Source organism: Acinetobacter bouvetii DSM 14964 = CIP 107468 (genome assembly GCF_000368865.1).
Taxonomy (GTDB): Bacteria; Pseudomonadota; Gammaproteobacteria; order Pseudomonadales; family Moraxellaceae; genus Acinetobacter; species Acinetobacter bouvetii.
Window position 1 is genome coordinate 578385 of sequence record NZ_KB849727.1, and the last position, 21607, is coordinate 599991.

Here is a 21607-nt window from a genome sequence, read left to right on the forward strand (position 1 = left end):
TCCCTTAACCCGCAATCGCTTCTAACAAACCTTTTTCCTGCAGCTGGCCTTGCATCGCCAACGCCAGCACCGCCATACGCACCGCAATGCCATTAGTCACCTGATGCAAAATAACCGATTGCGGACCATCTGCAATGCTGGAATCAATTTCAACCCCGCGGTTCATCGGGCCGGGATGCATCACGATGCAGTCCGGTTTTGCCAAAGCCAAACGCTCTTTATTCAAGCCGTACATTTTATAAAATTCAGCTTGCGACGACAGCGCCGGTGAATCAATGCGTTCATTCTGAATACGCAAAGTAATGATCACATCGCAATCTTTAATGCCGTCTTCCATTTTGTTAAACAAACGGACATCACTGCCATATTCTTCAAAACCGAAAGGCAGCAATGTATTCGGCGCAATCACACGGATATCTTTACAGCCCAAAGTTTGCAGCGCAGCCACATCGGAGCGTGCCACACGTGAATGCTTAATGTCGCCAATGATGGCGATGCTGATTTCTTCAAATTTCTTTTTCGTTTCACGGCGGATGGTCAGCATATCCAGCATCGCCTGCGTTGGATGAGCATGGCGGCCATCGCCTGCATTAATAATCGCGACATGCGGACATACATCTTTGGCAATAAAATGCGGTGCGCCTGAAGATGAATGGCGTACCACAAAAATATCAGTGGCCATCGCTTCAAGGTTCCACAGCGTATCTCGCAGTGTTTCACCTTTAGAAGTGCTTGAACGGGCAATATCAATATTCAGCACATTCGCAGAAAGGCGTTTTGCCGCCGCTTCAAAGGTGGTGCGGGTGCGGGTAGAATTCTCAAAAAAAAGATTCATCACCGTCCGGCCTTCTAGCAGATTATTGGTAATGAGCTGATTTTGGTCATTAAAAAAGGACTGCGCTGTGTCCAATATTTTTGTAAGGGTTTCTTTAGATAAACCATCGATGGTAAGAAAATGCTTTAAGTGGCCATCTTGGTTGAGTTGAATCTGGCTCGGTGTATGCAATGCCGCCAAGTGCATGAGAGATTCCTTATCGTTAAGTTAACGCATTATACAGAGAATCCTACGGTTTAGCAGTTGAAGTTTTCAGCGTTTACACAAAACTTATTCAGAAATAAAAAATAGATTCCCAAATTCCTATGCATAAATTCAATTAGATAATTTAAACAGAATCTATATACTCGATACTTTATTCCTATAATTTCATTGCTTTAATTGTCATTACGTTCCTGCCAGGCATCAGCAATGCATGAAAATGAAAATCCGCAGTCAATTCAGCCATCGCTTCAAAATAATTAATTATTTTCAACTCCCCCATTTGTCTACTTCTAAACTGAAAGCTGAACTTCTATTAAAATTTAAATTTTACATTTATTGCTTTAAGCAAATAGACAATACAGGCTTTAAAAAGTGATAGATTTTAAAGCCTGCCCAAAATCGAAAATATGATTTTGGTTAAAACTTAACGCAGCGCGCCAATATAATGATGTGAAACCTGCGCCTTATAAATTTCCTCGTCAGTCACCTCACGCGGCAGGCTCAAATCTTCAGGAGCTTCCGCTTGCTGAACTGCGGCATAGTTAGGCCGATCGATATTTTCCAGCAATGGATTCATGCTGTTTTCACGCTCGATTAGCGTATCTAAACGCATTGCATGACGCAACAAATCTGCGTCATTGGCAGCCAGAGCCAAATCTACTACATATTGTGCATAAACTCGGCTTTCTACCACATACATAACATCAATCAAACGGCCAGTAATGCGCCGTAAACGTGCATAAATTAATGTGGCGATAGAAAATGCTTCACCATGCTCCGAAAAACCGCTATTCATTAAATTATTCATATAAATATTCACCCCTTTAAAACAGTGTCAGCACAAGCTGTGCCCACAATTGCGCAATATGCTGCGTACCCAAGGCACGAACAGATGGTGCAAAACATGTGCCAAAGGCTTATTCAGCTTAAAAGATACCAAAGTGGCGAAGGCACATTTCTACAGAAATAATGATTAATGCCAGGCCCATCATCATATTAAAAATTCGCGCTCGATTTCCAATATTGAGAAAAACAGCCAGCTTTTCACCAGCAAAGCCCCAAATCAAAAGCGATAAATAACACACTGAAAAATAGATCAAAATGAATAAAGCCAATGCAAAAGAATAAGCTGAAGCTGAAAACAAAGCTGTTCCTGCAACGGCTGCGATCCACGCTTTAGGATTCAGCCACTGCATCAAAGCGCCTTGCATAAACGTTGGAATTTTAGATTCATCATTGAAATCAGTTTGGATGGTTTTCCCTTTTGCCCTCAGGATATTAACGCCAATCCACACCAGTAATGCTGTGCCTAAAAGGCTAATGATGTCTAATAGCGCAGGATAAAGCTCAATCACCTGATACAAGCCAAAACAGACTGCAGCCAAAAGCGCCGTGAATCCTAACGTCGCGCCAGAAATAAACGCAAAAGTGGGCTTAGCTCCAAAATTCATACTGCTGCTGAGAATCGTTAAATTTACAGGCCCGGGTGAAATGGACATCGACAATGAAAAAGTGAACATGGAAACAATCAAACTAAGCATATTTAAATATTTTTTTATTCACTCCTGCTTTTAATACGGATATATTGAATATATTTCAAGCAACTTTATACAACACCTCTGCTTTTTTTTAGCATTTTTCAAAATTTTCAGCGCATAAAATTTCAATCCGCAAGTTTTCGTAAGCAAAATACGCTAAAATGCGCGATTGCTTTAATGTCTTTGGAAATATTCATGAATTCGAAACCCCGTCTTTCTTCATATTGGGTCACCTGTGCAGATGGACTTGAAACCTTACTCCGCGAGGAAATTGAGGGTTTAGGAGTTCAAAATATTGAACAATTGCCGGGTCGTTTGATTTTCCAAGGCACACTCGAAGATGCTTACCGCATTTGCATGTGGTCACGCCTAGCATCCCGCGTGTTAATGCCAATACATACCCATGAGCTTGAATTTACGCATGATGCGCGTGATGTTGCGGAAGAACTCTATGAAGGCGCCATCAGTTTTGACTGGTCATTGATCTTTGCGCCGCAAAGCACTTTTGCAGTGCGCTTGCATATTGAACGCGACATTAAGGTGAATAGCCAGTTTGCAACGTTGCGTGTTAAAGACGGCGTGGTAGACTCATTCATGGAAGCTGTCGGCAAGCGTCCGAGCATCGATATTAAGCAGCCTGAAATCACCCTGTATGTGCTTGCAGGTAAAACTGAGCATACTTATTGCTTAGATTTATCAGGTGATTCACTGCATAAACGCGGTTACCGCCGCTTTATGACAGATGCGCCAATTAAAGAAAACTTGGCAGCAGCCATTCTGCAAAAAGCAAAACTGAAAGAACGCAATCCTGAAATTATTTTGGATCCAATGTGCGGTTCAGGCACATTCATTATTGAATCCCTGATGATTCTGACCGACCGTGCGCCGGGCTTAGTCCGCCGTTTTGGCTTTAATGGCTGGAATGGGCATAATCATGAATTGTGGATGGATATTAAAGCAGACGCTGCCGAGCGCCATGCCAAAGCATTAGAACAAGAATTGCCAAAATTCTATGCATTTGATGCAGACTGGGAAGCGGTAAAAGCGACCAAACAAAATATTATTGCAGCAGGTTTTGAATCTGTACTCGATCAAATCAAAATTGAAGAGCGTACTTTAGCCGACTGGCCAGACTTCCACGCTGAAGGAAAACGCGCTTTTGTGGTCACGAACCCGCCATATGGCGAACGGTTGGGCGATAAAGCGTCTAACCGCGCACTGTACTTAGGCTTGTCTGCGCTACTGCAAAAAAATTTTCCAAATCAATACGCAGCGGTCATTGCTGCTGCCGTTGAACAGGCCGATGTGCTTGCCTTTAATGAACCGCAAATTCTGCGCTTAATGAACGGTAAATTGCCAATTTATGTGCGTTTTGGCGTGATTAAGCCTGCGGCCGCAGCGCAGCCGTTCTTAGCCACTTGGCAGCCGCAGCAGTTTGAGGCCATTGAAGGCGCGGAAGACTTTACCAACCGCCTGCAAAAGAATATGCAGAACTTGAAAAAATGGGCCGTCAAAGAAAACATCTTCTGTTTGCGCCTATACGATGCGGATCTTCCAGACTTCAATGTTGCGGTAGATTTATACGGTGACCGCTTGCATGTGCAAGAATATGCGCCGCCAAAAACAATTGATCCAGAAAAAGCCAAAAAACGCTTCAACTTGGCTTTGGCCTCTATCCGCGCAGTAACAGGCTTGCCGCGTGATGCGATCTTTATTAAAACCCGCGCGCGCCAAGAAGGTAAAACCCAGTATTCAAAACAAAGTACAGCGTCAAAACGCTTTATTGTGCAGGAAGGCAAAGCCAAAATCCTGGTTAACTTGACGGACTACTTAGACACAGGCTTATTCCTTGACCACCGTCAAATGCGTTTGCGCATTGCTGCAGAAGCCAAGGGCAAACACTTCCTGAACTTATACAGCTATACGTCTACAGCCAGCTTACATGCAGCTTTAGGCGGCGCAGCCAGCACCACCAGCGTTGACCTTTCAAATACCTATTTAAACTGGTCTAAAGAAAACTTCGTCTTAAATGGCTTAACGGTCGACCATGCAGATGAACAGCACCAATTCTTTGCCAGCGACTGTTTTGAATGGTTAAAAGAAGGCCATGAACAATATGACCTGATCTTTATTGATCCGCCAACCTTCTCTAACTCTAAAAAATTCTACGGTACATTTGATGTACAGCGTGACCATATTTCACTGCTGAAACGGGCAATGAACCGCCTGACGACAGATGGCACGCTGTATTTCTCAAACAATTACCGCGGTTTTGAGATGGATGAAGAAATTGAAGCCATGTTTGATGTCAAAGAAATCAGCAATGAAACCATTGGTTTGGATTTCAAACGCAATACCAAAATCCACCGCGCATGGAAAATTCAGCATTTCCCTGTTTAAGCAAATGAATTGGGCAAGATGATATTTTATTTCCCGGCTTAAAAAAGATGAAGCACATTAATTGTGCTTCATCTCTACCACTAAACCATCAGGATATGAAATTGTGATATTTTCATGCTTCTCTTGATGCACAATTCTTCTCACATCAGGGATATCTGCCGATTTCCCGGCAGGCATAGACTCTCCCACTCTTTTTTTCTGCAGCAGATAGTCACTCATCGCTGAGCCGTCCAAGCTATTTTCCTGTAATTGCTTATTGATGCTGCTGGCTTTTTCTTTAGAAGCCTCGAGTTGCTTGGTCTGGCTTTGTTCAGCGTCTACAGATGCCTGCTGCAATGCATCTTGATTTAAAGTGCCGTTCATCCTCACGGCAGTTTCCAGCTTGTGATCTGGCAAATGCATTTTTGCATCCGCATGTGACACTAGCGGCATCAGCAGAATGCTGCCGATTATGCCTGCTTTGAATTGACCTAATATTTGGCTATAGATCCTCATAATGCTTATTCCTTTTATTTTTATAGCATTACCACGCTAACTATTTTCCAATCCTAAAACAATATCTGCAGTTTAACTCTCCGATAGATAACTGGTTCTCATCAAACATCAAATCATAAATTAATGATTTAAAAATATTTACAGATGCAAGAAATTTCAGCCCAAGAAAAAGCCGCTGAATTTAGCGGCTTTTTCCTGCATGTCATTTCAATATTAATTTTTCTTCGGATCTAAAAATTGCTTTTGACCGAATTGGTAATCCATCAGCAATTGAATGCTGTCGCCAGACCGCACAGCATGCCCGGACGTTTCCATACTGCTGAACATTGCTTCAATATCCTGTTCTGACATCATTTTATCTTCAGTCGCTTTCGCATAACTGTTGGTAAGAACCCTGAAAAGATTCTTATCAAATTCCAGCTCAGCTTTGAAGGTCAGTAGGCTCGGCAGCATTTTTGCAAAGGCCTGAACAGAGCCATGATGCCCCGGCATCATTTTGCCTGCAATATTGGCCGTTGCTAAGCCGTCCCCCATGCGCATCTGATTCTTTGATTCGAAATCAAGCCCATCATTTACAATATTCAGGAAAGCATTCGATGCATCCTCTTGCAGAAATTCATTGCTGGCACAGCTGTTTTGAGCCTTTTGCAAAATAGCCGATAATTCCTGCATGCGCTGCAAACTGATATTCTGCACGTCCAAATTCATCACAATATCTTTCGTCAGCGGTGAATTTGGCACATTCAGCTCGCCGATTTTAAAACTGCCATCAAATGAAACTTTGCCTTCTTTGACTTTGGTATCCAGCTGCAAATCTATATTTTTAATGCCGCCCGACAAATTAGAGTCTAAACGCTGAAAAGCGCCTATTGTAAACCGGGTATAGCCCGACTCAATTTCTGCCTGATTCAGGCCTTGCGTGGTTTCCAGCTGAATTTTTTGCGCTAGGATTTGACTTGGCCCTTTAACGACCGTAAACGCGGGAACATCCATAATCAGTTTGGAAACCTGAGACTCACCGTTGGCAGGTGAAGCCGCATAAATATGAACTTGGCTGGGATCAATACGGATTTTGAGTCCTTCCGCCTGCGTATCAATCCTTGGCAAATGCACTGTTGTTAAGGATTTCCCCAGCCAATTAATATGAGTTTCCGCATGCTGTTCGCCGCGCAGTGCCGCTTTGACTTTTTCATTGCCTGATTTCAGTGTATAGATGGAATCGATAGCATAGCCATTCCATTTCTTGTGTATTTTATCCTGCCCATGCAGCACAATAACGTCATTTGATTTGCATGGATCTGGCGTAATTGTCATCACCCAGTCTGCGGTGCCGCTGAATGGCCCTAATTGAATATTGCTGTATTTTATATTCGCCTCATCAACGGATTTTGCCAGTTGCGCCTGCTCATAATACGATGTTAACTTTTGATCTGCATACCAATTCGCCGCAGTGCCTGAAGCCGCCGCAGCTAAAAGAAAACCTGCACCCCAAATAATTTTAGACATTATTTGACTCTTTTTGATTATTCTATCAGTGCAGTATATTTAATTTATGTTTACAAAAAAATACATTTTTAAATAAAAAGTATAGTTTTTTCATATTTTCAGGGGATTTTGTGAACTAAATTCGACCGCTTTCAAAATAGCTGATTTTCGAACGGTCAAAATATCCGCAAGGATCTCCCTGAAAACTATGAAATGCATGTATTGCATGAATGACATGCGAACGGGTATTGTGCATGAGCTTAATTCTAGGATCATTCTTCGCTAAAGTGATGCAAAATGCGTATTTTCTATAATATTTTATTTGACTTTTGGCATGATACAGAAGGCTGCCAAACACTTGGGTGTACTGTGGATGGCATAAGGCGCTATGCAGCACTAGATAATCAATCGCGTGATCTTTTTTCGGTAGCAGCAGCGCGCCTTGAAATTGTGCATATACATTATAAAACGGCTTGGCCAGCGTCAAAGGCCACGAATAATGTACAACCCGTGTTTGCTTAAATGGCTTCTGATCCCATAACCCATATATGCCGACAATTTGATTTTCCAAATTATAAATAAGATGAAAATCATCCAGCTTTAATCCGCGCCAAAATGGATGATGCCCAGTGATCAGGTTAGAAAAGTCATAATTCGGCAAAAAATTATAATGCGCTTTCATCGCATCCGCAAAAGCGTTCGCTGCGGCAATCTTCTCGGGGCTTAAGCACTCAAAACGATACTGCTCATAGGTTTGTGGCTTTTTCATCTGAGACACCATAAAAGTCTGAATATCATCATAATGATATGGCACAGGAAAGCCCTTCCGCTTTTCGTGCAAAATTTGGCGCGCAGGCGCATTTCCTTCAAGCACAATACTTTCCAGCAGGCTGTCTGCCGGCAATTTATCCTGCAGATAATCCATCAATAACCGCAGAATTTTCTGTCCGCGATAGTCCCGATCTAAACGCAAATCTGAAACATAGCGAAGGACATCCGGTTTGCCATTGATAAAACAATATTTCCAGCCTAAATTCATCATGCCAACCACTTTGTCCGGCTGATTCTCTGGAACAACCACCCTGATATCTGGACGGTTGTACTGGGTATGCGTTGCATGTAAATAACTTGGATTACGCTCGAATGATAAGACCATGCCGTTGCTGGGCATATTTTCGGAAATTAATGTTCTCAGCTGCACATCATCTTCCCCCGTTGCAGCCCTTACATAAAAATGCGGCACTCTTTCGGAACGGTATATTTTTTCAACATTGTCTTCTAAGGCATTAGATATTTCTGCATTCATGACAACCTACTCAATCTATTTTTATTTTCATTTTCTTTAAAGGTTCTGGCTTGATATTGCCCTCTATCATGCCGTTATGCATCGCCAGAGTTTTATAATAATGCCATGCATCATCTACATGCTTAATTTCAGGCTCATCCAGTTGGCCTAAATTTCTTGCAAGTTCATAATGAAAGTTTTGTTTCAAATGTTCATCTAACTGCGCGGCTGAAGGCTGATGCTGCCCATTGCCTTCACTCAAGAGCACATAGTGCGGCTTTTTATCTGAGCATTGCTCTATGCCTAATAAACTGATAGGCACATAATCTTCTATTTGAAATTGGCTGAGCACATTGACTGCAACACTATGATCCAGTTTTTCACCCACCAAATCCACTGTCAGTTTGCGGCCCAAGAATTTAAAGCAAGGGACTTGCTGATAAAAGCCTGTAACCTCTAATTCATCATCAATAACATAGCGCATTAACCCTGAACCGGTTGTAATAACCGGGCTGACAATATCGCCTTGCTTGAGCTGCCAGCTTGGAATGGGCAGTTCTGCATCTTGAAGCAAAAATTCATAAAAATGAGATTGATAGCTCAAGGGGTATTGGCCATCGAAAGGCAGCGTCACTATACCTTCAGTCGCCCATAAGCCTTTGCCTTCAAAGCTGACTCCCGCAGCCCGCTTTTGCAGCTGAATTGCCCATTGTTCAGCGCTGGCAGTATCCCAGCTGGAAATTAACGTCAGTTTCGGCCACAGCTGCTTCCACACGTCTGAACTTTGAAAATCCAGCCCTCTTAGCTTGTAACTTTGCTCACAGGATTTAGGCGCTTCAAGAAAGTCCAGGCTCTTGCGCTGCCATTTTCCAGTCCTTAAGATCATCGAAATTTCTGCTTGATTTTGCTCAATCATGTCAAACAGCTGCAAAGCGAAAGTTGGGCTCCACACCGAAATCATGCCCAGATGCTTATCTGCGGCCAAATAAGTAACCGTCGCGAACATGGCGTCTTCTGCCGATTCTGCCAATGCAATCTCAGCTGGCACAGACTGCGTAATTTTGCTCAATATGCGCTTTGACACATTCAGCAATGCGCTGTCATCATTGAGGTTGTCATTTTCCAGCAGCTTCCGCTGACTTTCAGGCAGCCATGATACAGACCAGTAATGTGTTGAATTTCTCAGCTTAGGGTATTGGCGGTATAGGCTTCTTAGCCAGAGTCCTATCGCCTGATCCAATTCATTTAAAAATGTTTGGGTATAAGGAATAAATTTCAGCGCTTCACTTGAGCCGCTGGTCGGCTGAAACCGGATAATTTTTTCTGCGCTTAAATAGTTTTTCCCGCTGCGGCGGGACTGTTCAATGTTGGATTTCCAATCCGCATACCGAGTCAGCGGGTACTTTTTAGCGAATTGCTCATAGCTTAACTGCTGGCCAGTATGCAGCAGCACCAAATGCTTCAGTTTTTTACGCTGCACCCATTCCAGCTGAGACGCTTGCTGCCGAAAACGCTGAAAAGCGCTTCGGCATGCGGCCTCTAGGACGCGGTGGGAAGCGGCCAGCAATATCCCCATTCTCAAGCCACCTTTGAATTAGTAGTTGCAGATTCAATATGCAGTGCCGGCTTTATTTTCTTTAAGCTGTCCCGTTTTCCTTTACTGTCCGATTTGGATAAGAATCGCTGAACATAACGGTACAAATCCAACCATGTCAGTTCGCCAATACAAGGCAATTCCGTTCCATCAACCCATGTCGGGTTCATGTCTTCAAAAAATGCAATCTTGACATTTTTTTCGCGCATTTCATGTGTAATCGGCGCAACATCTGCCTTCAATGGCTGATATTCTTCGCCAAAATTCAACAGCCCTGAGTTTTGGTCAAAATATTCACTGAAATACTGTTCACAATAGGAATTAATGTATTTTTCCAACCGCTGATGCTTCTCTCCATAATGCGGAAAATAGCTGTAATAATTATTGGCCAGCAGCAGGTAGGTTTTGAACCCTTTAGAAATGAGAATCCAATAGCATGGCGCAAAAGGATGGCGAATTTTATAAGTGATAATGTAGCGGTACATAGCCCGCTGCAGCGCCCTGCTGCCCCAGTACTGCTGCTCAATGATCGTGTCGCCGCTGAAAAAAGCATGATGCGCTTTGCCATCGACAATAAAATCACGTTCTAGAACTGTTGAAAATCCGACAATCTCTTTGGACTTAGGATCTCTGATTAAAAATACACCCGTCTTTTGCATGAAATCTTTTTCAAAAATTTCATATTCAGTATTGGCATAATATTTTTTATAAATGCTGTACATCCGTTTGAGTTCGTGAACTGAAATATCTGCAGCCAGCTTATACTCACTGTATGGCTCATTATTTAAACGGCGTAAAAGCTTAAATTCGATCATTGTATTTATTCCCTGTTGCCCTTTAGGCAGTATTTTTTTTGTTTTAACAGCCAGATCAAAGACCCTGTTCTCTTTGGAACGGTGGTCATATTAATTGCATCATTCAAAAAAATGCAATCTGGTTTACGTATTGAAACGAAAAATACGACAAGCGTTAAATAAATACACCTATAAAAAAACCTAGCCGAAGCTAGGTTTTTTTATGAAACATCAATGAATATACAAGGTCAAAATTAACTTAATTTCAGCTTTTCAAAATTAAGATGTCCATCTCCGCCTTTAATCACAATAGTATCTCCAGCTTCAAATTCTCCCGATAAGATCTTCTGAGCTAAAGGATTTTCAACTTGCTGCTGTATTGCGCGCTTCAATGGGCGGGCGCCGTATACTGGATCAAATCCTGCATCAATCAATTGATCAAAGGCACTGTCATCTACAGTTAAACTCATATCTTTTTCACTTAAACGTGAACGTAAGCGTGCCAATTGAATATCAGCAATACCGCGAATTTGATCTTTTTTAAGTGAATGGAAAATCACCAACTCATCGATACGGTTAATAAATTCTGGACGGAAGTGCTGTGTGACTGCGCTCATGACAACTGCCCGCATTTCAAACTCTGTTGCATCTTCACCCAATTCACGCACATCATTTGAGCCCAAGTTTGATGTCATGACAATGACCGTATTTTTAAAGTCAATGACACGGCCTTGCGAGTCCGTTAAGCGTCCATCATCCAAAACTTGAAGCAAGATATTGAATACATCCGGATGAGCTTTCTCAACTTCATCAAACAGCACAACGCTATAAGGTTTACGGCGCACCGCTTCGGTCAACACACCGCCTTCTTCATAGCCCACATAGCCTGGAGGCGCGCCCACCAAACGGCTGACCGAATGCTTCTCCATAAATTCTGACATGTCGATGCGGATCATGGCGTCATCACTGTCAAACAGGAAGTTTGCCAAAGCTTTGGTTAATTCAGTTTTACCTACACCTGTTGGGCCTAAGAATAAGAACGATCCGCTTGGACGGTTCGGGTCTGACAGGCCTGCACGTGAACGGCGCACCGCATTGGATACAGCCACAACAGCTTCATCCTGGCCCACAACACGGTTGTGCAGAAAGTCTTCCATATGCAGCAGCTTCTCACGCTCACCCTGCAGCATTTTCGCAACAGGGATGCCTGTAGCGGCACTGACCACTTCAGCAATTTCGTTTTCAGTCACTTTGGTCCGAATCAGTTTTGGCTCTTCATTGATTTCCGCAACTTCTTCTTCATTCAAGCGTTTTTGCAATTCTGGAATAACGCCATATTGCAAACGGCTCGCTTCTGCCAAGTCGCCTTCACGCTGGGCTTTTTCAAACGCAGTCCGCGCTTTATCCAGTTCTATCTGCGCTTGGTTTGTACCATCAACCAAACGCTTTTCCGCAATCCAGACTTCTTCCAAGTCACTGTATTCTTTCTGAACTTCAGCAATTTGCTTTTCAAGATGCTCAACTTCCGCCTTGCTTACAGAATCAGCATCTTTTTTCACCGCTTCAAGCTGCATTTTTAATTGAATCAGGCGGCGGTCAAGACGGTCTAACGGCTCTGGCTTTGAATCAATTTCCATCTTAATGCGTGAAGCGGCTTCATCAATCAAGTCAATGGCTTTATCAGGCAACTGGCGGTCAGTGATATAGCGGTGCGACATTTTTGCCGCCGCGATAATCGCAGAGTCTAAAATTTGCACACCATGATGGGTGGCATATTTATCTTTGAGTCCGCGCAAGATTGCAATGGTATCTTCTACACTCGGTTCATCAACCATCACTTTTTGGAAACGGCGTTCAAGCGCAGCATCTTTTTCAATATACTGGCGGTATTCATCCAAGGTGGTGGCACCGACACAGCGCAATTCACCGCGGGCTAATGCAGGTTTCAGCATATTGCCGGCGTCCATTGCGCCGTCGCCTTTACCGGCACCCACCAAGGTATGCAGCTCATCAATAAAGAGGATGATCTCCCCATCATATTTAGCCAAATCTTTCAGCACGGCTTTCAGGCGTTCTTCAAATTCACCGCGGTATTTAGCGCCAGCAAGCAATGAACCCAAATCAAGCGACAGCACCCGTTTTCCTTTTAAGCTTTCAGGAACCTCACCATTCACAATGCGCTGCGCCAAGCCTTCAACAATGGCTGTTTTCCCGACACCCGGCTCACCAATCAGCACAGGGTTATTTTTACTGCGCCGAGACAATACTTGAATCGTGCGGCGAATTTCTTCATCACGGCCAATCACAGGGTCAAGTCTCCCCTCTAAAGCGCGCGCATTCAGATCCAGTGTATATTTATTGAGTGAATCACGCTGATCTTCATGGTTATTACTCATTACTTGTTCACCGCCTCGTATATTTTCAATGGCTTTACGCAGCTTATCTGAAGTTACGCCTGCACTATTTAATAAAGACTTTGTTTTGCCTGTTTCAGCCAAACCTAAAATGACCCAATCGGTAGACAAGAACTCATCTCCAGCTTTTTGCGCAAAACTGTCTGCCAGGTTAAGCGCCTTTACGGCTTCTGGATTTAAATTAATATCTCCTGTTGGATTGGCGATGGTTGCTGTATCTGTTAATGCTTGCTGAAGCTTAGTTTTCAGCTCCGGCAGATTTGCGCCCGCCTGCTGCAGCAAACTTAGATTAGATGGCTCTTCCAGCAAAGCCGCCAGGATATGAATCCCCTCAATCGCAGTATGGTCTTTTCCCATTGCTAAAGATTGGGCGTCTGAGAGAGCTTGTTGCAGCCGGTTTGTAAATTTTTCAAAACGCATTCTTGTTATTCCTCACAACAAATTGTGTACTTAATGGATATATGGGAACGGTTTATCATTTTTCAAAGCAATATTTTGATATATTTTTCAAAAACTTAAATCAGCTTAATATTAAACCTTATATATAATATGGGTATAAAGAAAAATTATTTCAAGTGACGAATAGTTTTTTTTTCAACAAGTTTTGTATTAAGCCCTTGCACCATTAAAAACGATAATAATCATGTTTTTTATACAAAAAAAAGCGCTCATCAAAAAGCGCTTTTTTCTCATTTCAGTAAGATAAATTAAGGTGCAGGATTGGGCTGTTTTTGGTGAATCGCCTGAATGCCCTGTAAAACATCTTGAGACAAGTTAATTTCAAAAGCATCAATGTTTTCTTTCAGCTGATTCAAACTGGTTGCACCGATAATGGTGCTGGTGACAAAGAACTGCTGCTTAATAAACGCCAGCGCCAGCTGGGTTAATGTCAAATTATGCTTTTCTGCCAGCTGTGCATACTGTTCTACCGCCCACTCGCTTTCAGGATTGCTGTAGCGGCTGAAACGGCTATATAAAGTTACCCGGGCATTTTCTGGACGCGCGCCATTGCGGAATTTCCCTGTTAAATAGCCAAAAGCTAACGGCGAATAAGCCAGCAGGCCCACACCTTCATATTTCGCAATTTCAGACATGCCAATCTCATAAGTGCGGTTCAGCAGGCTGTAGGGATTCTGCACACTGACGACTTTTTCTAAACCCAGCTGTTCGGCCAAATGCAAAAATTTCAGTGTTCCCCATGGAGTTTCATTAGATAAGCCTATATGGCGGATCCGGCCTTTTTTCACTTCATTGCTGAGTGCAGTTAAAGTTTCGGCTAAATCAGTCACTTCACGCTCATTGAAAGCTTCTGCATTGTCATAGCCCAGCTTGCCGAAAAAGTTTACTGGACGCTGCGGCCAGTGCAATTGGTATACATCAATATAGTCCGTCTGCAGGCGTTTTAAATTGCCATCTAAAGCAGACTCAATGTCTGACGCAATAAAGCGGGTTTGCCCATTTCGGATTTGACTGCCGCCTTGAGATGGCCCTGCAATTTTAGAAGCCAAAATGATTTTGTCCCGCCCGCCGCGCGATGCCAGCCAATTGCCAATTACGGCTTCTGTTGATCCTTGGGTTTCAGGCTTGGGTGGTACAGGGTACATTTCGGCAGTATCCCAGAAATTCAGTCCGCGGTCTAAAGCATAGTCTAGCTGTGAAAAGCCTTCATCTTGGGTATTCTGCTCCCCAAATGTCATGGTGCCTAGACAAATTTCCGGCACTTGAATTCCTGAATGTCCCAGCGTTTTAAATTGCATATTTCTTCCATTCCTTTTTACTTTATTCAGATATATCAAAATGCATTTAGACTAACCAAATCTTATCATCAGGTTAAATCATTATTTCATGATAGTTTGTTCCTAAATATGAGAAAGGCCGCCATAAAAAAAGCAAATCCTAAGATTTGCTTTTTTGTCAAAACGCTATCTGGCTAAATCGCGTTTTGGCTTAACTATTCATCATTAAAATCGAAAACCTATTCTTCTTCAAATTCCTCAGAAGAGAATTCACTGTTTGCCTCTAAAGATGCATCAAAGATCAAGATTGCTTTACCGTCAGTCTCAATCATGCCCTGTTCTTCTAAAGTTTTCAGAACACGGCCAACCATCTCGCGCGAACAGCCTACAATACGGCCAATTTCTTGACGGGTAATGCGGATTTGACGGCCATTTGGCAGAATCATTGCTTCTGGCTGCGATGACAAATCGATTAAGCAGCGGGCAATACGGCCTGAAACATCTATAAACGCCAAGTCAGTCACTTTGCGTGTTGTATTTTTCAAGCGGCGCACCAGCTGAGCAAATACCGCATAGCTCAGGTCTGGATATTGCTTGCTTAATTCATGGAAGTTTTCGTAGGTAATTTCAGCAATTTCACAGACATCACGTGTGCGGACTTCCGCTGTGCGCTGTGCATTGGTTTCAAATAAACCCATTTCCCCAAAAAAATCACCCGCGTTTAAGTACGCTACTACGATTTCTCGCTCATCATCTTCACTTAAGATGATTGATACAGACCCCTTCAGAATCAAATATAAAGATTTTGACTCTGACCCTGCATCCACGATAGTCGTGCGTTTAGGATAACGATTAATATATGCACGTTTTAATAATGCTTTAACTGACTCAGGGAGTTGACCAGGAGACAGCGCATCAGTGCTTAGTTGTGAAAAGCTTGAAGTCATGCTAACAATTCCGATTATGGATAATTTATAGATCGCACAAGACCTAAAATGAACTTGTCACACGAAAGAGGTGAAATTCCTTATCATCTCAATTTATGTTAGTGTACAGGTACTGCGTAAATTTATAGCTTTTTTTAAGGACTTGCAATGCAATCGAGTGTTCATTGGCTAGAGAATGTCGCTTTTGAAGCAAAAACTCAAAGCGGCCACACTATAATCATGGATGGATCGCCTGAATACGGCGGTGAAAACCGCGGTGCACGCCCAATGGAGCTTATCCTGACAGGGCTTGGCGGCTGCGCTTCTTTTGACATTGTGACCATTCTGAAAAAAGCACGCCAAGATATTACCGATGTGCGCTGTGAACTTAAAGCTGACCGGGCAGACACAATTCCTGCTGTATTTACCAAAATTCATCTGCATTTTGTGATTACAGGCAATGGTGTTAAAGAAAAGCAAGTGTCAAAAGCCATCGAACTGTCTGCAGAAAAATACTGCTCTGCCAGCAAAATGCTGATGGATGGCGGTGTGGAAATTACCCACGATTTTGAAATTTTAGAAGCTGAAGCGGTTTAAAATTTTAATTTTAGCCGCTATAAAAAAAGTCGCATTTTATGCGACTTTTTTATAGCTTATCCTTCACATTAGATCTGCATGAGCACCGGCTTAAACGTCCACGTGTAGTCAATATTTACCCGCTGTTCTTTCGCAGATTTAAACGCGGCCAACGGTCCAAATTAAAGTTTAAAAATTAGACTTTAAAATTCTGCCGACAAGCATTTGCCAGTTCTGCCGTCTCTAGGCATCAGCCATTTTACGCTGGCGTTTGTTGTCATACATTTTTAAATCAGCAGTTTCCATTAATTGATCAATCGATTGCGCATCTTCGGGAAATACCGCCAGACCTATACTTGCGCCTATTTTCAAACTGACATTCTCAAAAGCAAAAGGCAAGCCGCAAGTTTCCGCAATCCGGTTCATCGCTTTAGTCGCCAAATCCAAATCGGCAATATTCGTCAGAATCACGGCAAATTCATCGCCACCCAAACGCGCCACTAAATCGTCATTACGGGTATGGCTGGCAATCCGCTGACCGATTTCTTTTAAAGCTGCATCCCCTGCGCGATGTCCATACCGATCATTAATCGGCTTCAGGCCGTCCATATCAATCATTAAAATGCCGATGACTTTTTTATTTTTCTTGGCGCTTTCCAAACCTTGACGCAAACAGTCTAAAAATAACGCGCGGTTGGCCAAGCCCGTTAAATTATCCTGAGTCGCCAGCTTATACAGCTCCTGCGCGCCATATTTGGTGGCATGGTACATGGCTGCTGCAATCAGTTCTGACATTAGGCCTAACAGCTGCAAATCACCTTCTTTAAAAGCATCAGCGCGTTCTGAGTATATTTTCAGTACACCAATCGCCTCATCACAATGCACAAGCGGCACCACTGCCATTGAACGCAGCCCAACCTTTCTGCAAGCCTCACGGTCAACCCGCACATCTGATTCTGAATCTTGGCAATAAAGTGTTTTGTTTTCTTCAATGCACAAGCCAGACAAACTGTTTTTCTGGCTCAGGCGCAAACCCAGCAAATGGCTTGCACCGCCCGAAACCGCTCGGTATACCATTTCGCCATCTTCCGCCAGTTCAACAACCGAACCTTCCGCATGGGTTAAAGACTGCGCCTGCTCAGCCACCAAAGTCATCACGGCATTCAAATCCAGACCCAATTTCGCAATAGCTGTTTGCGTTTGAATGACAGACATTAATTGCTTCGGCGTCGGCTGCTTAGACTTAGGCATGAAAGGCTCTTGAAAACTCAGATTGATTTAATTTTAAAAATTATTTGCAACCCTGTATAGGCTCAAAATCAATAATTTGATAACCCTGTCAAAAAATACAGACCGCATATGTGATGCAGTCTGCATAATTATCCATCCAGACCAAGGTACATTATGAAGAATAATATGTAGCGCGCTTTTGAGAAAATTTTTCCAGCTGCTTCAAGAAACCTTCAAAATAGCTTTTGTCTTTCTCTTCTGTTCTAAAACCGGCATATAAGGTACGGCGCAGGCCATTAGGCGACACGCAGGACAAGCGGCGAGACGTTACCCAACCCTTCTGCTCATATTCATTGACCACCCAGTCCGGCAGAGCAGCAATGCCCCGGCCGCTGGCCACTAGCTGAATCAGCATTTGCGTCAAATCTGTCGTGCGGATATGTTTAGGCTGAATATTCGCAGGAATAAACAGCTTCGCCATAATATCCAATCGGTGCTTATCGACAGGATAAGTAATTAGCGTTTCATTCGCCAGATCCTGCACAGTAATATTGTCCGCGCGCACCAGCGGATGTGTATGTGAAAGCACCAGTCTGGATTCATATTCAAAAATCGGAAAATATTCGATGCCTTTTAAGGTAATCGGATCTGCCGTAATCAGTAAATCAAATTCTGCATTTTGCAGCAGCTCGTGCGGATTGGCTTCAAAACCAGAGGCGAAATCTAAATCAACATCAGGATATTGCTGGCGGTAAGCATTCAGCAGCGGCATCAGCCAGTCAAAACAGCTGTGGCATTCTGAAGAAAAAGTGATCCGACCAGTTTGACCATGCACAATGCGGGTGATGTCCGATTGCGCAATCTGCACTTGCGGCAAAACATCATCAGCTAATTTCAGCAAACGCTGTCCAACATTAGAAAAAGTCACAGGCCGGGTACGCCGATTAACCACTTCCACCCCATACCAATGATCCAATTCTTTCAATTGATGTGAGATCGCAGATGGCGTTAAGCATAAATCATTGGCAGCAGAAACCAGTGAACCATGCTCTCTCAGTGCAGTTAATGTTTTTAAATGACGAATTTCCAGCATATCTGCTCTTTCCCGCGCAACGAATAGACTCTTAATGAAAAGTATACAGCTTTTCACTTAATTATTGAATATAATTCATTTTAACATGATTTAGGATCGTTTTTATTCATCTTCGGGTTTAATTGCTGGTAAATAGGCCATTCTTTCGGCGTTTAATACATCTGATAGCACAGTTCTAAATAAAACCCAATTTACAATTCTGGCAATTTTTTCCCGCAATGCGGACAATATTCATATAGATCCCGTTCTTGCTTCAAGGCCTCTTCACGCTGTTCGCGCATCAACTGCAAAAGAATATCCTGTGTCTGCTCTTTGGTGAGGCCTACATCTTTACGTATTTCTTCTATTTTTTCCTGATCAGCAACTAAATCAATTTCCGAATGCTGTAAAAGTTCCCTAAATTTAAGCTCCAGAAATTGTTTGCGCTGTTCCAATTCATTGGCCAGGCCATTAGCCAAAATACCCGCAGGCAAGGCTGCCAGCCCGACGCCCAGTATCGTAATCAGGGCGCCTAAAAACCGGCCCAAAGGCGTGATCGGGGTAACATCGCCATAGCCGACTGTCGTCAACGTTACCACCGCCCACCACATCGAGGCAGGAATAGAGGTAAACACATCTGGCTGCGCTTTATTTTCTACCACATAAATACAGGCAGCAGCCATCACAATCATAATGCTGAGAATAAAGATAACCGCTTGAAAGGAACCTTTTTCACGCTCTATGACCCGAAGCAAAATTTGCAGCGAGATAAAGTAACGCGTCAGCTTCAGCAGGCGCAATAAACGTAAAATTCGGAGGAATCTTAAATCAATAGGCACAAAGAAGTTAATATAAGCCGGTAAGATCGCCAGCAAATCAATAATGGCTCCGCCGCTTTTAATCCACTTCAGCCGGTTTTTCCAGCCTGATTCAAAGGGTTCCTGTTCTGCAATAGACCAGAGCCGGAGTAAATACTCCATGCTGAAAATGAAAATTGAAAGATGTTCAAAGCTGTCAAACAGCAGCTGGTAAGATTGATAGATATCATCAACGGATTCAAGCAGCACGGCTGTGGCATTGCCTAGGATCAACAGAATAAGAAAATAATTGACTGCACGGCTAAAGGCCGTTTCGTATTCATCATTATGCAAATTATTATAGACAAACTTTCGAAGCGTATACCAAGCCGTAAATGCCATAGCGATTGGATTTAATCTAAAAATTATGCATCAGTTTAACTGATATTATTAAAAAAAAACCAGCAGCTGCGGCATTCTATGCCCAAATCCTCGTCACTCTACAAACAGCAGCGCTAAGCGGACTTGATCATAGCCCATGCGCGGGCTGGTCAGCTCCACAATCGGACGCAGCTTAATGCTGCCGTCATCATTAAAATGCTCCGCATCATTGCGTTTAGTTAAGCGCTTATAAATCTTGCGGACTTGCTCGACGGATTCTTCGCCTGGGCTCGCAACAGAAATATCCAGCCCCTGCTCTTTGCGCAACCGGCCTAAATGATTAATGATGGTTGCTGGCGTTAAACCACGCTCTACAGCTATATCCTGAATTTCATAGCCTTCTTCAAACAAAGCGCGGGTTTCATCTAAGGTTGCAGATGCAAAGCTTTGCTTGCCGCCTGATTTTGCCAGTTTTTTCTCATTGCGCTCAATTTCATATTCATTCAAAGTGCCGCCGCAATGGCGGATAAACGCTTTATGCTGCACGGTAAAATCTGCATTTTCAAAATGCACATCTGCTTCTTCAGAAAGCTCTTGAAAACGGCGGTCTGCTTTAATGGCTAAACTGTCCAGCTGCAGCGCTTGCTCATTCATACCCAGCAATCTTAAACCGCCCAAACTTTTTAAGCGTGATAAAGCCACATAGCCCTGACCTTTTTCAAAGGTATGCGCCAAATTAATTTCCGCCGCTTCCAGCGTCATGCCCTGAGATTTATGAATGGTGATGGCCCAAGCCAAGCGCAGCGGAATCTGCTGAAAGCTGGCAATGGTCTTGCCTTCATCATTATCTACCGACCATGTTTCCGGCTCCACAATTAAGGTGGTTCCATCCGTCAGTTTCACCTTCGGCAGTACGCCATATTCATCATCTTCTTCAAAGGCAATCACCTCACCTAAGCTGCCGTTGATATACCCTAAGTCAAAGTTGTTTTTCACAAACATCACTTTGGCATGTTTCTTTAAGGTCAGATTTTCCGGCGCGCGCACAGACGACTTTAAAGTTTCGATCAGTTTTTCATTGCCGTCGCACTGCGCATCAAATTGACGGGATTCCTGATCAATTTCATTCAAGTGCTTAAAGTTGATGCTGTCCACATCCATATTATGGGTATACAGGCGGGTAAAGGTATCTCCGACATCTTGATTGCGGGTTTGTTCTAAGGCCTGCAAATGCGCCTCTGCAATGCTCTGCCCGCGAATCGCATTCAGGATATCATTTAAATAATCATTCCCCTGACGGTGCTGCTCAGTCAAATAGCACACGCGGAATTTTGCTTCCACCCAAGCCTCAGACATAAAGCAGAATTTGTCGCGGTTGCTTTCCTCTTTTTTGCCCACAGGCGGTAACTGGAAAAAATCTCCAGCCGCAATCACTTGAATGCCGCCAAAAGCCTCATCGCTCTCTTTAAAATATTTCAGCACTTTATTGACTAAATTCAGTTGCTTGGCATGTAGCATTGAAATCTCATCAATAATCAGCACTTGCGCGTTTTCCAAATGTTCCTTGAGGTACTTGCGCTCTTTCATGCGTTTCAGTTCATCTTCTGAAATTGCATCTTTAATGCCAATGCCTGCCCATGTATGTATGGTCATGCCATTCATATGGGTCGCCGCAATCCCAGTGGATGCAGTAATGGCGACCGTCACTTTGCGCGCTTTTAGATAATTGATGTATTGATTCAGCGTATAGGTTTTCCCTGCACCGGCTGAACCTGTCAAAAAGACATTTTCGCCCGCTTTTAATAACTTGAGTGCAGTTTCCTGTTTCATATGACCTAGACCGTG

17 protein-coding genes are annotated in these 21607 nt (G+C 43.2%); 2 read left to right on the forward strand and 15 right to left on the reverse strand.

Translation table 11 applies throughout. The annotated features are described in order from the left end of the window. Positions 1–4 precede the first annotated feature (4 nt). The 3 genes from F941_RS09810 to F941_RS09820 all read right to left on the reverse strand — a co-directional run bounded on the left by F941_RS09810 (position 5) and on the right by F941_RS09820 (position 2559). Positions 5–1021 carry an aspartate carbamoyltransferase catalytic subunit gene (locus F941_RS09810; protein ID WP_005010682.1) on the reverse strand — a complete coding sequence of 339 codons (1017 nt, stop codon included), beginning with the start codon at positions 1019–1021 and terminating at the stop codon, positions 5–7. 442 nt (positions 1022–1463) lie between these two features. Then, positions 1464–1847 carry a hypothetical protein gene (locus tag F941_RS09815; RefSeq protein ID WP_005010686.1) on the reverse strand — a complete coding sequence of 128 codons (384 nt, stop codon included), beginning with the start codon at positions 1845–1847 and terminating at the stop codon, positions 1464–1466. Between the two features lie 118 nt (positions 1848–1965). Beyond that, entirely contained in the window at positions 1966–2559 is a 594-nt protein-coding gene (locus tag F941_RS09820; protein ID WP_005010687.1) for a LysE family translocator, read from the reverse strand. Positions 2560–2772: 213 nt separating this feature from the next. Between F941_RS09820 and rlmKL the strand changes: the two genes are divergently transcribed. Further along, positions 2773–4977 carry a bifunctional 23S rRNA (guanine(2069)-N(7))-methyltransferase RlmK/23S rRNA (guanine(2445)-N(2))-methyltransferase RlmL gene (gene rlmKL, locus F941_RS09825; protein ID WP_005010688.1) on the forward strand — a complete coding sequence of 735 codons (2205 nt, stop codon included), beginning with the start codon at positions 2773–2775 and terminating at the stop codon, positions 4975–4977. A gap of 57 nt (positions 4978–5034) precedes the next feature. Here the strand turns inward: rlmKL and F941_RS09830 are convergent, their stop codons facing one another. The 8 genes from F941_RS09830 to crp form a co-directional block, all read right to left on the reverse strand. Next, positions 5035–5472 carry a hypothetical protein gene (locus F941_RS09830; RefSeq protein WP_005010691.1) on the reverse strand — a complete coding sequence of 146 codons (438 nt, stop codon included), beginning with the start codon at positions 5470–5472 and terminating at the stop codon, positions 5035–5037. Positions 5473–5685: 213 nt separating this feature from the next. Continuing rightward, positions 5686–6978, reverse strand: a complete 1293-nt coding sequence (locus F941_RS09835; RefSeq protein WP_005010692.1) for a DUF945 family protein — start codon at positions 6976–6978, stop codon at positions 5686–5688. 115 nt (positions 6979–7093) lie between these two features. Beyond that, positions 7094–8263, reverse strand: a complete 1170-nt coding sequence (locus F941_RS09840) for a GNAT family N-acetyltransferase (RefSeq protein ID WP_005010694.1) — start codon at positions 8261–8263, stop codon at positions 7094–7096. Between the two features lie 10 nt (positions 8264–8273). Beyond that, positions 8274–9818 (reverse strand): GH3 family acyl-acid amido synthetase, encoded by a 1545-nt coding sequence (locus tag F941_RS09845; protein WP_005010696.1) that lies wholly within the window; start codon positions 9816–9818, stop codon positions 8274–8276. Between the two features lie 2 nt (positions 9819–9820). Continuing rightward, positions 9821–10651, reverse strand: coding sequence for a hypothetical protein (locus F941_RS09850; protein WP_005010699.1), 831 nt, complete (start codon positions 10649–10651; stop codon positions 9821–9823). Positions 10652–10884: 233 nt separating this feature from the next. Then, a complete protein-coding gene (gene clpB / locus F941_RS09855; protein WP_005010701.1) occupies positions 10885–13464 on the reverse strand; it encodes an ATP-dependent chaperone ClpB in 2580 nt (859 codons plus the stop codon). 287 nt (positions 13465–13751) lie between these two features. Beyond that, positions 13752–14801: an NADP(H)-dependent aldo-keto reductase gene (locus F941_RS09860; RefSeq protein ID WP_005010703.1), complete on the reverse strand. Its 1050-nt coding sequence runs from the start codon at positions 14799–14801 to the stop codon at positions 13752–13754. A gap of 218 nt (positions 14802–15019) precedes the next feature. After that, positions 15020–15727, reverse strand: coding sequence for a cAMP-activated global transcriptional regulator CRP (crp, locus tag F941_RS09865; protein ID WP_005010706.1), 708 nt, complete (start codon positions 15725–15727; stop codon positions 15020–15022). Between the two features lie 147 nt (positions 15728–15874). Here crp and F941_RS09870 point away from each other — a divergent pair, with 147 nt between their 5' ends. Next, the gene (locus tag F941_RS09870; protein ID WP_005010708.1) at positions 15875–16303 is read left to right on the forward strand and encodes an OsmC family protein; all 429 of its coding nucleotides are present in this window, start codon (positions 15875–15877) and stop codon (positions 16301–16303) included. A gap of 222 nt (positions 16304–16525) precedes the next feature. Here the strand turns inward: F941_RS09870 and F941_RS09875 are convergent, their stop codons facing one another. From F941_RS09875 to F941_RS09890, 4 genes are all read right to left on the reverse strand, one after another. Next, positions 16526–17533, reverse strand: coding sequence for a sensor domain-containing diguanylate cyclase (locus F941_RS09875; RefSeq protein WP_005010711.1), 1008 nt, complete (start codon positions 17531–17533; stop codon positions 16526–16528). Between the two features lie 151 nt (positions 17534–17684). After that, the gene (locus F941_RS09880) at positions 17685–18605 is read right to left on the reverse strand and encodes a LysR family transcriptional regulator (RefSeq protein ID WP_005010712.1); all 921 of its coding nucleotides are present in this window, start codon (positions 18603–18605) and stop codon (positions 17685–17687) included. 191 nt (positions 18606–18796) lie between these two features. Next, on the reverse strand, positions 18797–19783 hold the full coding sequence (locus F941_RS09885) for an ion transporter (RefSeq protein WP_005010714.1): 987 nt from the start codon (positions 19781–19783) through the stop codon (positions 18797–18799). Positions 19784–19876: 93 nt separating this feature from the next. Then, positions 19877–21592: an AAA family ATPase gene (locus F941_RS09890; protein WP_005010715.1), complete on the reverse strand. Its 1716-nt coding sequence runs from the start codon at positions 21590–21592 to the stop codon at positions 19877–19879. Positions 21593–21607: the final 15 nt, after the last annotated feature.

What these genes read in the sequence shown, in the direction of transcription:
- F941_RS09810 (WP_005010682.1), bottom strand. Translation starts at nt 1,021, where the DNA reads ATGCACTTGGCGGCATTGCATACACCGAGCCAGATTCAACTCAACCAA.
- F941_RS09815 (WP_005010686.1), bottom strand. Translation starts at nt 1,847, where the DNA reads ATGAATAATTTAATGAATAGCGGTTTTTCGGAGCATGGTGAAGCATTT.
- F941_RS09820 (WP_005010687.1), bottom strand. Translation starts at nt 2,559, where the DNA reads ATGTTCACTTTTTCATTGTCGATGTCCATTTCACCCGGGCCTGTAAAT.
- rlmKL (WP_005010688.1), top strand. Translation starts at nt 2,773, where the DNA reads ATGAATTCGAAACCCCGTCTTTCTTCATATTGGGTCACCTGTGCAGAT.
- F941_RS09830 (WP_005010691.1), bottom strand. Translation starts at nt 5,472, where the DNA reads ATGAGGATCTATAGCCAAATATTAGGTCAATTCAAAGCAGGCATAATC.
- F941_RS09835 (WP_005010692.1), bottom strand. Translation starts at nt 6,978, where the DNA reads ATGTCTAAAATTATTTGGGGTGCAGGTTTTCTTTTAGCTGCGGCGGCT.
- F941_RS09840 (WP_005010694.1), bottom strand. Translation starts at nt 8,263, where the DNA reads ATGAATGCAGAAATATCTAATGCCTTAGAAGACAATGTTGAAAAAATA.
- F941_RS09845 (WP_005010696.1), bottom strand. Translation starts at nt 9,818, where the DNA reads ATGGGGATATTGCTGGCCGCTTCCCACCGCGTCCTAGAGGCCGCATGC.
- F941_RS09850 (WP_005010699.1), bottom strand. Translation starts at nt 10,651, where the DNA reads ATGATCGAATTTAAGCTTTTACGCCGTTTAAATAATGAGCCATACAGT.
- clpB (WP_005010701.1), bottom strand. Translation starts at nt 13,464, where the DNA reads ATGCGTTTTGAAAAATTTACAAACCGGCTGCAACAAGCTCTCTCAGAC.
- F941_RS09860 (WP_005010703.1), bottom strand. Translation starts at nt 14,801, where the DNA reads ATGCAATTTAAAACGCTGGGACATTCAGGAATTCAAGTGCCGGAAATT.
- crp (WP_005010706.1), bottom strand. Translation starts at nt 15,727, where the DNA reads ATGACTTCAAGCTTTTCACAACTAAGCACTGATGCGCTGTCTCCTGGT.
- F941_RS09870 (WP_005010708.1), top strand. Translation starts at nt 15,875, where the DNA reads ATGCAATCGAGTGTTCATTGGCTAGAGAATGTCGCTTTTGAAGCAAAA.
- F941_RS09875 (WP_005010711.1), bottom strand. Translation starts at nt 17,533, where the DNA reads ATGCCTAAGTCTAAGCAGCCGACGCCGAAGCAATTAATGTCTGTCATT.
- F941_RS09880 (WP_005010712.1), bottom strand. Translation starts at nt 18,605, where the DNA reads ATGCTGGAAATTCGTCATTTAAAAACATTAACTGCACTGAGAGAGCAT.
- F941_RS09885 (WP_005010714.1), bottom strand. Translation starts at nt 19,783, where the DNA reads ATGGCATTTACGGCTTGGTATACGCTTCGAAAGTTTGTCTATAATAAT.
- F941_RS09890 (WP_005010715.1), bottom strand. Translation starts at nt 21,592, where the DNA reads ATGAAACAGGAAACTGCACTCAAGTTATTAAAAGCGGGCGAAAATGTC.